The organism is Pedobacter boryungensis, from assembly GCF_013204825.1.
Lineage (GTDB): Bacteria > Bacteroidota > Bacteroidia > Sphingobacteriales > Sphingobacteriaceae > Pedobacter > Pedobacter boryungensis.
Genome location: NZ_JABMKV010000004.1, coordinates 110,114 through 124,770, shown reverse-complemented (window position 1 = coordinate 124,770; position 14,657 = coordinate 110,114). Strand labels below are relative to the sequence as shown.

Here is a 14,657-nt window from a genome sequence, read left to right as displayed (position 1 = left end):
TTTTGGCTAATGAATTGTAGTTTTATACCACACATGATGAAACCGTTACTTGCGTTGATGCTCTTACTTCTGCATTTTCCCTCAAATAATACACTACAAGCAGATATTATTGACGATTTGTCTGTGCAATTTAAATTAGGGAATTCTAAAGAAATTGCAAAAAGCTTCGCTGCATCTGTAGAATTAATCATCATCGATCAAGAAGATGTATACAGTAAAGCACAGGCCGAACAGATTTTAAAAGATTTTTTTGTAAAAAATCCACCAAATAAAAGTTCTATCATACATCGCTTAAGTACAAATCCAAATTATCGTTTAGGTATATTTTCTGTAAATACTAAAACAGGGAAATTTAGGGTAACAATTACCTTAAAGAAAAATACTGCTAACATTTTCTTAATCACCGAATTAAGGATAGAACCTGACAAAGAATAGTATTTTAGACAGTTAATTGCTAATTTTGAATTAAAATTTACTGTTTTGGATAAAAAATTAGTTGACCAATTTATTAAGAATGCTATTGCAGAAGATGTAGGGGATGGCGACCATACTTCACTTTCTACTATTCCTGCAAACGTACAAGGCAAAGCAAAGTTAATTGTAAAAGAAAATGGAATTTTGGCTGGTGTTGAACTAGCACTCGAAATTTTTAATCAGATAGATTCTTCCTTAAAAGTTGATGTAAAGCTACAAGATGGCGCTGCAGTAAATTACGGAGATATTGCTTTTACAGTAGAAGGAAGTACACATGCAATTTTATTAGCAGAAAGATTAGTGCTGAATTGCATGCAACGTATGAGTGGAATTGCAACAAAAACTAATCGCATTGTTCAACTGCTAAAACCTTACAAAACGCAAGTTTTGGATACACGCAAAACCACACCAGGTTTGCGTTATCTAGAAAAATGGGCTGTTAAAATTGGTGGAGGTGTAAATCATCGCATTGGTTTATACGATATGATTTTAATTAAAGATAATCATGTTGATTATGCTGGCGGAATTGCAAATGCCATTATTGCTGCAAATAATTATTTAAGACACACAAATAAAAAACTAGCCATAGAAATTGAGGTTAGAAATTTGGATGAATTAAACCAAGTTTTAGCTGAGGGAAATGTTGATCGCATTATGCTTGATAATTTTGAATTACCCTTGTTAAAACAGGCTGTTAGTTTAATTGATGGGCGATTTATAACAGAAGCTTCTGGTGGCATTGTAGAAGAAAACGTTGCTCAATACGCAGCATGTGGTGTCGATTATATTTCGATGGGAGCATTAACTCATTCCGTAAAAAGTTTAGATTTAAGTTTGAAAGCTGTATAACCATAATTTCTACCCTATTGAATCTTATTTTTTTAGTATAATTGTAGGTCATGATTTCGATCTATTCCATTTCAGCCCTAATTGCCGCTTATTTACTCGGGTCTATACCAACAGCAGTGTGGTTAGGTCAGGCTTTTTATGGTGTTGATGTAAGAGAATATGGTAGTGGTAATGCTGGTGCCACAAATACATTCCGTGTTTTGGGTAAAAAAGCAGGTATCGCGGTAATGTTTATCGATATTTTTAAAGGATATACGGCATGTAAATTGGCCTATTTTATCGGCCTCTCTGTAACTGGACCACATAACTCTACTCAATTTGTAAACTATCAATTGGCTTTGGGGGTAATAGCTGTAATGGGCCATCTGTTTCCGATTTTCGCTGGTTTTAGAGGAGGAAAAGGCGTGGCTACTCTTTTTGGGATGATCTTGGCAGTTAACTATCAAGCAGCTATGATTTGTGTTCTTGTTTTTGTGCTGGTTTTATTAGCTACCAAATATGTATCGTTAAGCTCTATATGTGCTGGATTTGCATTTCCAATTAGTGTGGTATTTATATTGCAATCCTCAATTAAATCAGAAGTATTATACGGCATTTGTGTTTGCTTACTTATTTTGGTCACCCATCAAAAGAACTTAGAGCGATTGCTCAAGGGCAAAGAATCAAAAGTTTATCTTTTTAAAAAGAAACAGAGTTAAAAAAATTTTTCAAACTATCTATCAAGATAATTGTTAGAAAGAAAATAGAAAAAAAATTAACCTTACTACGCTCTAAAATTTAACCATTTACTATGAAAAAAATAATGATTTTTGGTATTGCTATAAGTTTAGCAATATCTTCGTGTACAACCTCTGTGGTGCCTTTAACAGGCCGTAAAGTCTCTACTTTTGGTGTAAGTGCTGCTGAGTTAGAGCAACAAGCTGCCATAGGATATTCTCAATTATTGAGTGACCCAAGTACTAAAGTAGTATCAAGTAATTCTACCCAAACTCAAATGGTAAAAAGAGTAGGTCAGAAGATTGCCGCTGCAGTTACTCAGTATATGAATGCAAATGGATACGGAGAACAAATTAAAAACTATAAATGGGAATTTAATGTAATAGAAAGTAAAGAAATAAATGCATGGTGTATGCCAGGCGGTAAAGTAGCTGTTTATACTGGTATTTTACCAATTACAAGAGATGAAGCAGGATTAGCTACGGTAATGGGCCATGAAATTGCACATGCTATAGCTCAACATTCATTAGAAAGAGCTTCTACCATGTTAAAAGCACAGTTGGGTAGTGCAGTAGTAGGTGCTGCTGTTAGTGGAAAATCTGAGAGTTCTCAAGCTGTAGTTAATCAGTTATTTGGCATTGGTGCACAAACTGCATATGTTTTGCCAAATTCACGTAATCAAGAGTTAGAAGCAGATAAAATGGGTTTGTCATTTATGGCTATGGCTGGTTATAATCCTCAAAATGCTATAAATTTTTGGCAAAGAATGGCTGCCGCAAGTGATAGTAGCGCAAAACCACCAGTATTTTTAAGCACTCACCCTACAGATCAGTCTCGTATTGCTCAAATACAAAAAGATTTGCCAGAAGCGATGAAATATTATAAAGGAAGATAGATTAAAAGAAATAAAGTTTTAAGGTGGAAGGTTTTGCAATTGCATAAACGTTCCACCTTTTTGTTTTATATATTATCGGAATTTGTTAAAACCTTTAGAATCGCTGAAGCTTTTAACAAACACTCTTCATATTCCGCTTCGGAATTAGCCGCATATGTTATGGCTCCACCTACTTGGAACGATAAATATTGATTTATTTCATTATATAATATACTGCGGATGATTACATTAAAATCAAAATCTCCGGTAGGACTAATACAACCAAAAGAACCTGAAAAAGCACCTCTTTTACTTTTTTCATATACATCTATGAGTTCCATTGCTTTTATTTTTGGTGCGCCAGTCATTGATCCCATTGGGAAAGTATTTTTTACGGCATCAATAAAATGGATGTTTGGATTAAGCTCGCAACTAATGGTAGATATCATTTGATGAACCTGCGGAAAGGTGTAAATGCCGAATAGTTCGTCAACTTTAACACTTCCGGCAACAGCGCTTTTGGTTAAATCATTACGAACCAAATCTACAATCATTACATTTTCAGCCTGTTCCTTAATGCTTGATTTTAAAGTAATTTTAATCTGCTCATCTTCTACAGCACTTTTACTTCTTTTCGCAGTTCCTTTTATAGGTTGAGAGATTAAACGATTATTACGTTTACATAAAAAACGTTCTGGCGTAGCGGATAAAATATAATGGTGGTTAATTTTAAAAAATCCTGCAAATGGGGTAGGAGATACCATATTTAGTTCATTGTATACTGCCAATGGATTTATTGTTGCGTGTGCTGCAAAAAACTCCTGACAAAAATTGACTTCGTAAATATCGCCTCGTTTAATATGAGTTTTTAATTTTTCTACAGTTTCGATATAAGATTCTCTATCGAACTTACTTTCAATTTTTAAATTTGGTTTTGTTGCTGTAGGATTTAGATGGGTTTGATTTATCGTTTCAATAATTGAAGGATCGCCTTTAATTATCTTAATTTCATCACCATGTAAAGCGATTAAATATGTTGGTATAAAGAAAAATAAATCTGGGAAATCTAATTGATCCGTATGTTTAGAGTTTAAATCTTCAACTTCGTTTTTAAGTTCATAACTCAATAAACCAAACATCCAATCTGTATGTTTGTCATAAAAAGAGTGCAATTGATCAAAAGCACTTCCAGTTTTGGCTGCTAAACTTTTATCACTTCCAACCGCGATTAAGCAATCGTATTGTGTATAAGGATCTGTATATTTATTAGAATCTAAGCAACAACATACTTCAAAAGAAGTTGCCCATTGCAAGGCTTTTTGCTTAAATAAATCCGTTTTAGCGTTGCTCATTTGTCTGCGTAAAAGTAACTAAATATGAATAGCTAAAGGCTAAAAAGAATTTAATTTAAACTTTAGAATGAATTTAAGGAATTATTTAATTGCAGGATAGAATTTAATAAATTAAATATTTCGTTCTTATCTAAGGGTTTCGAAATGTAATTTGTAAACCCTGCTTTTAGAATTTTCTCTTTATCTTCAAAAGAAGAATAAGCAGTATTTGCGATTATAGGCAGATTTTTATTAAACTGTCTTATTAAGTCAAATGCTTCAAATCCATTCATAATCGGCATTTTAATATCCATAAAGACTAAATCAATATTAGAATTATTTTCGCAAATTTCGACAGCTTCTTTTCCATTTACTGCTCGTAAAATCTTATAATTCTTTAATTGCAGTATTTTTTCAAGCAACAAGAAATTAATGTCATCATCTTCTGCAATAAGAATTGTTTCTCTATCAGTTTGGCTTGATTTGAAACTACTTTTCTCAGAATCCATATCTAATTCTGCTTCAGCATAAATTAATGGAATGGTAATTAAAAATGTTGAGCCAATGCCGGGAGTAGATTTCACATTAATACATCCACCTAATAATTCTACATAGGCTTTTGTAATAGATAAGCCTAAACCTAATCCAGATATTTCTACTGAAAACTCATTTTCAACTCGCCTAAATCTATCAAAAATGATTTTTAAGTTATTTTCATCAATACCGAAGCCAGTATCTTCAACCCATACTTCTAAAAGGTTATCTTCTTCATTTATCTTATAACCAATAGATACATATCCTTTTTTAGTAAACTTAATTGCATTTGTAATCAAGTTTGTAGCAATCTGAGTTAGTTTAATTTCATCAGTAAGGATTTTTCTTTTTAAAGGTTTTGAATTTTCATGAATTAAAAATTCAATATTTTTTTCCTCTGGAATTGTTATTTTAATGGCACGATGTAATTCTGAAATGCATTTATTTAAATCTAGTGGTTGATAGTTTGGGGCAATTTGTTTTGAATCAATCTTAGACATTTCGATTAAGTCTTCTATAATTGAAATTAAATTCTTTCCACTATTTCTAATTATTTTTAAATAATCTGTTTTGTCTTTCTGACTTAAACTAGTATCGTGCAGTAAATCACTAAATCCCATAATAGCATTCATTGGCGTTCTAATTTCATGGGATAAATTTGCTAAGAATGCAGACTTTAGCATATCGCTTTCTTCTGCCTTTTGTTTAGCTATCTCTAGTTGTTTTTTTTGTCTAGTATTTTCTTCAAAGAGATTTCCAATATTTTTAAACTCACCATGTGCCTTCTTTAAACCCTCAATAGAATTTTCATTCTCTTTTTCTAAAGTGCTAGTAATCAATTTTAACGGCTTATAAATCCATCTTCTGTAGTAATAAAAATAGATTAGGAAGTTTAAAATTGTAGCAATAATGATAATGAAGAGAATTTTTTTAGTATTATAAAAATTTAAATTGAATGGTCTTTCAAAACTCAAATTAGCAATGGTATCATTTTTCCAGTCTTTTAAACTTAAAAGGACTTCAATGGAATTTACGTCTGTTGGAACCTCGTAATTTGTGCCAGTTATTTTAATTTTTGAACTAGATATTTTATCTAGATTTTGAATGAAATTTTGATTTAAAAGTCGAGCCATAAAAAAATAACCCGATGGTTTTGATTTATTCTTTTTAGGATCATTTGATGGGTGTATTGTTGCTCCAAAAACTTCAACAACACCTTCAGGCACCTTCATGTAAAATCGGACTAATTTCGATTTATAAAGAGTGGGCATAATCTGCTTTGGAATAAAATCAGCTGATTTTAATTTAGAAGATATAGTTTTATTTAGTAATTCTTGCTTTAAGTTAAAAACACCTATGTAGTCTACTTCGTATGTAGGAAACTCCTTTTCAATATAATCCTTATACCATTTTTCGTTCTTGGTTTTTGTAAATTCTACCAATTCATCCCAAAATGTAACATCTATAATAGCTGCAATATGCGGCTTTGAATTTAACTCAAAAATTGAATTAGCTTCATTATGATATTCTTTGTAAGCAGATTTATAGACCTCTTTTTCTTGTTTTTTAGTATAGAAATACAGAAATAAAAAGAGTAAGAAAAATAATGCTGTAGTACTTATTATCAACAAGAGTAGCCGATAATAGGTATTCAGGTTTGAGAAAAATCGCATTAATTCGGTTTAGGTTAGACTTCAAAAAATAAATATAATAGATAATATCTTAAATATATATAAATGGAGTTTTTTTTTAGATTATAAACCAAAAAGCCCCTTGAATTTAATTCAAGGGGCTTTGTAAAGGAACTTTATATTATCTCAATGTTAGTGTTTGTGTTCTATCTGGTCCAACAGAAAGATATTTAATTGGCACTTCTAATTCTTTTTCTAAAAATGCAATATAATCGGCCAGTTGGCTAGGAACTTGATCAATTGAGGTAATCTTTGTTAAATCCGTTTTCCAACCTTCAATAGCTTTTAAAACTGGTTTTGGTTGAATAGAGATAATATCATATGGCATGTAGTCTATTGTTTCACCATTGTATTCGTAATGAGTGCAAGCATAAATAGTATCGAAACCATCTAAAACATCTGCTTTCATCATAATCAACTCTGTTACTCCATTTAGCATGATGGCATATTTTAATGCTGGTAAGTCAATCCATCCGCAACGACGAGCTCGACCTGTTGTTGCACCAAATTCATGACCAATTTGACGTAAATTTTCACCAACTTCATTGTCTAATTCTGTAGGGAATGGACCACCACCTACGCGTGTACAATACGCTTTAAAAATCCCAAAAACATCACCAACTTTATTAGGCGCAATACCTAAACCTGTACAAGCACCTGCGGTTGTAGTATTTGATGAAGTTACAAAAGGATAAGACCCAAAATCAACATCTAATAATGTTCCTTGTGCGCCTTCTGCTAAAACTTTTTTTCCTGCTTTTAGATAGTCATTAACAAAGTGTTCGCTGTCCACATGAGGAATGTTTTTAATAAATTCAATTGCTTCAAAAAACGCAGCTTCTTTCTCAGTTAAATCATATTCAAATTCGTAATGCGAAAGAATTTCTTTATGCTTTTCTACTAATTTAGTGTAGCGAGCTTTAAAATCTGGCAAGGTTGTATCGCCAACACGTAAACCATTACGTCCAGTTTTATCCATATATGTTGGGCCAATACCTTTTAAAGTTGATCCAATTTTACCCGCACCCATTTTTTGCTCATTTGCTGCATCTAATAATTGATGTGTTGGCAAAATTAAATGTGCTTTACGAGCAATTACTAATTTGCCACTAGCTACTGGATCATGTCCAGCTTTTTTCAGGTTATCTAATTCTCTTTTTAAAATAATTGGGTCAATTACTACACCATTACCAATAAGGTTCATGATGCCTTCATTAAAAATTCCAGAAGGAATCGTATTTAGTACAAATTTTTTACCGTCGAACTCTAATGTGTGACCAGCATTTGGGCCGCCTTGAAAACGGGCTATCATATCATATTGTGGACTTAAAACGTCAACAATTTTTCCTTTACCCTCGTCGCCCCATTGCAGGCCTAGTAGTACGTCTACTTGCGTCATTATTTTAAATTAAAAAATAGAAATGTTATGAATTGAATAATTAGTTTGCATTTTTTTGAGCAGCTGTTGCTTTAATGGTTGCTGCAGCACTACAATCGAAGCAAATACCATATAAATTTAAAGAATGATGTTTGATGTCGAATTTTAATAAATCGCCAACCATACTTTGAATTTGGTGAATGCGTGGATCACAGAACTCTACCACTTTACCACAATCAATACAAATAACATGATCGTGTTGATGATAACCATAAGATTTTTCGAATTGGGCCATGTTTTTCCCAAACTGATGTTTAGTAACCAAATCGCATGATACCAATAATTCGAGTGTATTGTAAACCGTAGCTCTACTTACACGATACTTTTGGTTTTTCATGTGGATATAAAGTGTTTCTACATCGAAATGATCATTTCTAGAATAAATTTCTTCTAAAATGGCGAAACGCTCAGGGGTTTTTCTTAAGTTTTTATTTTCGAGATAGGCTTCAAATATTTTTCTAACCAACTCACTAGTATTCTGTTCAGACATAGTTTTAAACTCCTCGTCAAAGGTATATAAATGATTACACAGATTAAAGTTATATCACAGATTAATAATTAACACAATGTAAAGATTGTTAATTAATTCATTGGGAATTAGTTCATTTCTATGTACTAAATGTAATCTCCCAAACTTTTGGTTTACGGCAGCTTATTGAGCATCAAATCTTGTCACTCCAGTTACGCCTTTTACTTCTAATAAGTTCTTAATCAAATTATCCAAATGTTCCTTGTCGTTTACAAAAATCATAATAGACCCATCAAAAATTCCATCATTGGTATCTACTGTAATCGATCTCATATTTACCTTAAAATCATTAGAAATTACTTTTGTAATGTTGTTAATTAATCCTACATCATCAATTCCAATAATATGTAAGCCAGTTAAAAAAGTTAGTTCTTGCTGCCCATTCCATTTCGCTTTCACAATTCTGTACCCATAATTTGCCATTAGTTGTGCTGCATTAGGACAATTGGTGCGATGAATTTTAATGCCCTCATTTACGGTTACAAACCCAAAAACATCATCTCCAGGAATTGGATTACAACAGGCGGCAAGTGTATAATCTATCTTTTGTAAATCTTCGCCAATTAGCAAAATGTCAGATTCTGGTCCTTTAACTTTATTTAATAACGCTTCAACCTGTTTGCCATCATTTTTGTAATCATTACCACGATTCTCAATCTCTTTCTCACTAGATAGATAATCTTTCAAGTCTTTCAACTCAATTTTTCCATTAGCTACTGCGATAAAAAGATCTTGCGTAGATTGAAGTTTAAAGAAATAAGTGAGTTTATTTAAATTATCGGTATTGTAGGTGATTTTTAAAGATTTCAGTTTACGTTCTAACGTTTCTTTTCCATTCTCGGCAATTTTCCTTTTTTCTTCTTTTAAAGATGACTTGATTTTTGATTTAGCTTTCGCCGTAACTACTATGTTTAGCCAATCTTCTTTTGGAACTTGCTTGTTTGAGGTAATAATTTCAACCTGATCACCATTTTGCAATTTATGAGAAAGGGGAACTAATTTATGATTTACCTTTGCCCCAATACATCTTGCACCAACATCTGTATGAATTTCAAAAGCAAAATCTAGAGCTGTTGCGCCTAATGGTAATTGTAATAAAGCACCCTTAGGCGTAAAAATGAAAATCTCATCAGAAAAGAGGTTCATTTTAAAATCATCTAAAAAGTCAAGCGCATTAGCTTCAGGATTACTTAGCATCTCTCTAACTTTTTGAATCCATTGGTCTAATCCATTATCATTACTTGATTCTTTATATTTCCAATGTGCAGCAAAACCCTTTTCGGCAATTTCATTCATTCGTTGTGTACGAATTTGCACCTCAACCCATTGTCCTTTTGGCCCCATTACGGTAGTGTGTAATGATTCATAACCATTTCCTTTTGGAGATGAAACCCAATCGCGTAAACGATCTGGATTTGGACGATATAAATCAGTTACAATAGAATATGCTTTCCAACAATCTGCTTTTTCATGTTCGGGTGCGCTATCTAAAATAATTCGGATGGCAAAAAGATCATACACTTCTTCAAAAGGAATATTTTTCTTTTTCATTTTATTCCATATCGAATGGATAGATTTTGGTCTACCGTAAATATTCGCCACTAACCCTTGCTCAGCTAAAATTTCACTAACAGGTTCTACAAATGTTTTAATGAATAAATTTCGCTCTGCCTTTTTTTCGTTCAGCTGGGTTGCTATATATTTATAGGTATCAGGTTCAAGATACTTCATCGATAAATCTTCCAACTCAGATTTAATTGCATATAAACCTAATCTGTGAGCAAGAGGAGCGTATAAATAGATGGTTTCCGAAGCGATTTTAAGCTGTTTTTGCCTTGGCATGAAATCCATTGTACGCATATTATGCAGGCGGTCGGCAAGTTTAATTAAAATTACACGAACATCATCCGCTAAGGTTAAGAGCATTTTTCTAAAATTCTCCGCCTGTAATGAGCTATTGTAATCGAAAACTCCAGAAATTTTAGTTAATCCATCAATAATCTTCGCGGTTTTTTTTCCAAACTCACGTTCAATATCATCTAATGTAATATCTGTATCCTCAACAACATCATGCAATAAAGCACATACGATAGATGTCGTTCCTAATCCAATTTCTTCTGCAGCAATTTGGGCAACGGCTATAGGGTGATAAATATAAGGTTCCCCCGATTTTCGACGCATATCTTTATGGCTTTCAAGCGCCATTTCGAATGCTTTTCTGATTTCTTTCTTATCTCCTTTTTGTAATGTAGATTTAGAAGCACGTAAAAGTGCTCGGTATCTTTTTAAGATTTCCTGCTTTTCCGCCTCAATATCAATCACTAAAGTGCTCTTCATTTGTGTTTTCTAGGTAAAATTATAGTAATTTAAGCTATAAAAGATTATATTCGATTGTATGTAAAACGAATATATAAAATTAGCTTTAACTTTGTATAGGCATAAATTTATGAAATATTATCGTCTCTTTATTCTATTTATTGTCATGATTGCTTCTAATGCTGTAAAAGCACAAGAAAACAATGCGGGTGCTATTTGGCCTGTACTTGGTAAAAACGATACAATTAGAGTGGCTGCTACAAATGACAATGGTTACATGATACCATGGATTGGCTTAAATGAAGTCGTAATAAATGGTCAAAGAATATGGCATTCTGCAGCAGAACAAGCAGCCTTTAATAGATTAAGATATAATGTATTAAAAGTAATGCCTTATGCACTGTATGCTAAAAGAAGGTATGAAAAACTAGAAAGCGATTTAGCAACGGTTTCAGATAAAAAAGATCAAAAAAGATTGGTAAAGGAATGTGATAATGAAATTAAAAACATGTTTAATACCGAAATAAAAGAACTGACCATCACTCAAGGGCAGATTTTAACCAAATTGATAGATCGTGAGCTGGGTCGTACAACTTATGACATTGTTAAGCAAACAAAAGGAGGTTTCGCAGCGTTTTCCTACCAATTAATAGCTAGGGTAGTTGGGCATAATTTAAAAAACACCTACAATCCTACTGAAGACAGAGATATCGAATCTATCATTGTCAATTCTGGTTATTATCAATAATTAAAAATGAATTCAACCCAAACCATATATCCATTTAAAGCTAAATTATTAAGTGGAAAGGAAAAAACCTTGTCTGATTATAAGGGAAAAGTACTTCTAGTCGTAAATACAGCTTCTGGTTGTAGTTTTACTCCTCAATTAAAAGAATTACAAGAGCTAAGAGATAAATATGTAGACCAAGGCTTTGAAGTTTTAGGTTTTCCATCAAATGATTTTGGCAGACAAGAACCTTTAGACGGTGCAGCTATTAATGAGTTTTGCGAAGTAAATTATGGGGTTAAATTTCCTGTTTTTGAAAAGGTGATGGTAAGAGGAAATGAAGCGCATCCTTTATTTAAGTTTTTAAGTGAAAAGAAACTGAATGGGCATATTAATTCCTCTCCAAAATGGAATTTCCATAAATACTTAATTAATAAAAATGGCGAAGTAGTAGATTATTTTTATTCGTTTACAAAGCCAAATTCCTCGAAAGTTAAAAAAAGGATTCAGCACTTGCTGGATGAAAAATAAACAGATGAAATTAGATATACTTGTTTTTGCAGTACATCCTGATGATGCAGAATTAGGCTGTTCTGGAACTATTTTAAAACATATTGCCTTAGGAAAAAAAGTTGGGATTGTTGATTTTACACGTGGTGAATTAGGTACAAGAGGTAACGCGGAAACACGTGATGAAGAAGCTGCAAATTCTGCAAAGATTTTAGGATTGCATGCCCGTGAAAACCTAAGGTTTAGAGACGGTTTTTTCAAGAACGATGAAGCGCATCAGCTTGAAATCATCAAAATGGTACGCAAATATCAACCAGAAATCATTTTAACAAATGCTTTACATGATCGTCACCCAGACCACGGTAGAGCAGGAGATTTAACAAATGACGCTATCTTTTTATCAGGATTAATCAAAATTGAAACTGAACTTGATGGAGTTGCTCAAGAGGCGTGGAGACCTAGGTTAGTTTTGCAATACATACAAGATAGATACATAAAACCAGATATTATTGTTGACATTACTGAGTTTATGGATCAAAAGGAAAAAGCAATTAGAGCTTTTAAAACGCAATTTGATAGCTCAGACAAGCATGCCCCACAAACGTATATCTCATCGCCAGAATTTTTAGAAGCAGTATTTGGTAGAGCAATGGAATTCGGTAAAAACATTGGCGCTAAATATGGCGAAGGCTTTACTTGTAGAAAACTTTTAGGGGTAGAAAATCTATTTGATCTTAAATAGAAACAAATTAGGTTTATTTAAAGGGATTTCTAATTAATCCAAAGTTTCCCATTGCACTTTTCTCATATAGCGCAAAGCATGAAGAATTATATTTAGAATCAAAATTCACATCTCCTGGCGTTAAGGTTGAAGGAACGTTACTCCCTTCTAAAAAGAAATAAACCTTTGTGTTGCCATATTTGGTATGTGGCTTAAGGTTTCCATAATCAATAAGTTGAGCTTTAACTGTATCTTTTACAGTAACTGCATATATACGTTGAACTGGACCAGTGTTATTTTCATTTCTATAAGAGGCCACTTCTGTAAAACCACCTTTTAAATCTTCAATGCTTAATTGCGAGAAAGTGTCTTTCAGAATCCATCCTAAAACAATTAAAACAATAACTATCAAAAATATACTTTGCTTTTTCATTGTATAAAGTAAAGGCTGCAAGTTAAATTTATCAATCAATTTAAAGTCTATCTTAAGTTATAAAACCGCTTTAAAAAATAAAACCTGCTTAATGTTGGTTAAGCAGGTCTATTGTATGTTTTTTTATTTAAAGATTTGGTAAAATCTTTTCCATTGCTTCAATTCCTTCATCAATATGTTTTTTCTCAATACACAAAGCAGGACGGAAACGAATAGTTTGGTTTCCACACCCTAAAAACATCACATTATGTTCAATTCCTTTTTGAATAAATGAATTACGCATATCTTTTGTTGGGAAATCGAAGGCACATAGTAAACCACGACCACGAATATTGCTCATTTTGCTATATTTTGTTGCGAGTTGAGTAATCTGTTGTTTTAGATATTCTCCCACTTCTGCAGCATTCTGACAAAGTTGATCTTCACGTACAATATTTAGAATTTGAGTAGAACGAACCATATCTACTAAGTTACCACCCCAGGTAGAGTTAATACGAGATGGAACATTAAATACATTTCCTTCTACTTCTTCTACTTTTTTGCCTACTAAAATTCCGCAAACCTGCATTTTTTTACCAAATGCAACAATATCTGGACGAGCTTGCTCGCTGAAATGTTGGTGGCACCAAAACTTGCCAGTTAAACCTACGCCAGTTTGTACTTCATCATAAATCAAAAATGCCTCATTTTCATCTGCCAGTTGGCGAAGTTGAATTAGAAACTCTTCGCGTAAATGATTATCGCCCCCCTCAGATTGAATAGGTTCAACTATTATGGCACAAATTTCATCTTTATTCGTAGCAAAAGCTTGTTTAATTTGAGCAATTGAAGCTTCTTCTGTTTCTATTGCAGTTTTTAAATTTTCATCAACCAAAGGAAATTTTACCTGAGGAACCGAAACTCTAGGCCAATCGAACTTAGCAAACCATTTAGTTTTATCTGGTAATGTGTTTGTTAAACTTAAGGTATAACCCGTACGACCATGAAAAGCCTTTTCGAAGTGTAATACTTTAAACCCTTTTTCTTCTTTGTAACCTTTAGCAAAGTTTTTTTGAACCTTCCAGTCCATGGCAACTTTAATCGCATTTTCTACAGCTAAAGCTCCACCTGCAATAAAAAAAGCATGCGGTAAATAATCTGGAATGCCAACCTCTCCAAATGTTTTTACAAACTCTGCATATTGTTGAGTATATACATCTGAATTAGAAGGGTTTGCCATTGCTGCCAAAAGCAAATTGTGTTTAAAGCTTTCGTCATTAATCATTTTTGGGTGGTTGTAGCCCAATGGAACTGAAGCAAAACAGGTAAAGAAATCTAATAATCTACGGTTGTATTTTGAGTCGTAAATATAAGCGCCATTACTTTTCTCCATATCATAAGTTAGGTCAAAACCATCAGCTAAAATATGTTGCTGTAAAGTTTGATTTACTTGATCTGGTGCTACACTAAGTTGATACATAAAATTTATAGTTTTGGTATCTTCAAAAGTAGCAAAAAGCCCCTAATTATCAAA

Annotated in this window: 14 protein-coding genes; 7 read left to right on the top strand and 7 right to left on the bottom strand. The window is 32.8% G+C overall.

The annotated features are described in order from the left end of the window. Positions 1-36 precede the first annotated feature (36 nt). The 4 genes from HQN85_RS14950 (at position 37) to HQN85_RS14935 (ending at position 2,935) form a co-directional block, all read left to right on the top strand. A complete protein-coding gene (locus HQN85_RS14950) occupies positions 37-435 on the top strand; it encodes a DUF4783 domain-containing protein (RefSeq protein WP_173273817.1) in 399 nt (132 codons plus the stop codon). A gap of 45 nt (positions 436-480) precedes the next feature. After that, entirely contained in the window at positions 481-1,323 is an 843-nt protein-coding gene (nadC, locus tag HQN85_RS14945) for a carboxylating nicotinate-nucleotide diphosphorylase (protein WP_173273748.1), read from the top strand. A gap of 50 nt (positions 1,324-1,373) precedes the next feature. Further along, positions 1,374-2,021 carry a glycerol-3-phosphate 1-O-acyltransferase PlsY gene (gene plsY, locus HQN85_RS14940; RefSeq protein ID WP_173273746.1) on the top strand — a complete coding sequence of 216 codons (648 nt, stop codon included), beginning with the start codon at positions 1,374-1,376 and terminating at the stop codon, positions 2,019-2,021. A gap of 92 nt (positions 2,022-2,113) precedes the next feature. Beyond that, positions 2,114-2,935 (top strand): M48 family metallopeptidase, encoded by an 822-nt coding sequence (locus HQN85_RS14935; protein ID WP_173273743.1) that lies wholly within the window; start codon positions 2,114-2,116, stop codon positions 2,933-2,935. A gap of 65 nt (positions 2,936-3,000) precedes the next feature. Here HQN85_RS14935 and HQN85_RS14930 read toward each other — a convergent pair whose 3' ends face one another. The 5 genes from HQN85_RS14930 to HQN85_RS14910 form a co-directional block, all read right to left on the bottom strand. Further along, a complete protein-coding gene (locus HQN85_RS14930; RefSeq protein WP_173273741.1) occupies positions 3,001-4,266 on the bottom strand; it encodes an anthranilate synthase component I family protein in 1,266 nt (421 codons plus the stop codon). A 62-nt stretch (positions 4,267-4,328) separates the two neighbouring features. After that, positions 4,329-6,452, bottom strand: coding sequence for a response regulator (locus tag HQN85_RS14925; RefSeq protein WP_173273739.1), 2,124 nt, complete (start codon positions 6,450-6,452; stop codon positions 4,329-4,331). A gap of 139 nt (positions 6,453-6,591) precedes the next feature. After that, complete coding sequence (locus tag HQN85_RS14920) at positions 6,592-7,869, bottom strand: adenylosuccinate synthase (RefSeq protein WP_173273737.1); 1,278 nt, start codon at positions 7,867-7,869, stop codon at positions 6,592-6,594. A 40-nt stretch (positions 7,870-7,909) separates the two neighbouring features. After that, positions 7,910-8,398 carry a Fur family transcriptional regulator gene (locus tag HQN85_RS14915; RefSeq protein WP_173273735.1) on the bottom strand — a complete coding sequence of 163 codons (489 nt, stop codon included), beginning with the start codon at positions 8,396-8,398 and terminating at the stop codon, positions 7,910-7,912. 162 nt (positions 8,399-8,560) lie between these two features. After that, positions 8,561-10,774: a RelA/SpoT family protein gene (locus tag HQN85_RS14910; protein ID WP_173273733.1), complete on the bottom strand. Its 2,214-nt coding sequence runs from the start codon at positions 10,772-10,774 to the stop codon at positions 8,561-8,563. Positions 10,775-10,919: 145 nt separating this feature from the next. Here HQN85_RS14910 and HQN85_RS14905 point away from each other — a divergent pair, with 145 nt between their 5' ends. The 3 genes from HQN85_RS14905 to bshB1 are packed head-to-tail and all read left to right on the top strand — an operon-like array spanning position 10,920 to position 12,732. After that, positions 10,920-11,501: a DUF4294 domain-containing protein gene (locus tag HQN85_RS14905; RefSeq protein WP_246249839.1), complete on the top strand. Its 582-nt coding sequence runs from the start codon at positions 10,920-10,922 to the stop codon at positions 11,499-11,501. 6 nt (positions 11,502-11,507) lie between these two features. Next, a complete protein-coding gene (locus tag HQN85_RS14900) occupies positions 11,508-12,011 on the top strand; it encodes a glutathione peroxidase (protein WP_173273729.1) in 504 nt (167 codons plus the stop codon). 4 nt (positions 12,012-12,015) lie between these two features. After that, the gene (bshB1, locus tag HQN85_RS14895) at positions 12,016-12,732 is read left to right on the top strand and encodes a bacillithiol biosynthesis deacetylase BshB1 (RefSeq protein WP_173273727.1); all 717 of its coding nucleotides are present in this window, start codon (positions 12,016-12,018) and stop codon (positions 12,730-12,732) included. A gap of 13 nt (positions 12,733-12,745) precedes the next feature. Here the strand turns inward: bshB1 and HQN85_RS14890 are convergent, their stop codons facing one another. Together HQN85_RS14890 and lat are read right to left on the bottom strand one after the other, a co-directional pair. Then, positions 12,746-13,144 (bottom strand): hypothetical protein, encoded by a 399-nt coding sequence (locus HQN85_RS14890; protein WP_173273725.1) that lies wholly within the window; start codon positions 13,142-13,144, stop codon positions 12,746-12,748. Positions 13,145-13,271: 127 nt separating this feature from the next. Beyond that, the gene (gene lat / locus HQN85_RS14885) at positions 13,272-14,603 is read right to left on the bottom strand and encodes an L-lysine 6-transaminase (protein WP_173273723.1); all 1,332 of its coding nucleotides are present in this window, start codon (positions 14,601-14,603) and stop codon (positions 13,272-13,274) included. Positions 14,604-14,657 lie beyond the last annotated feature (54 nt).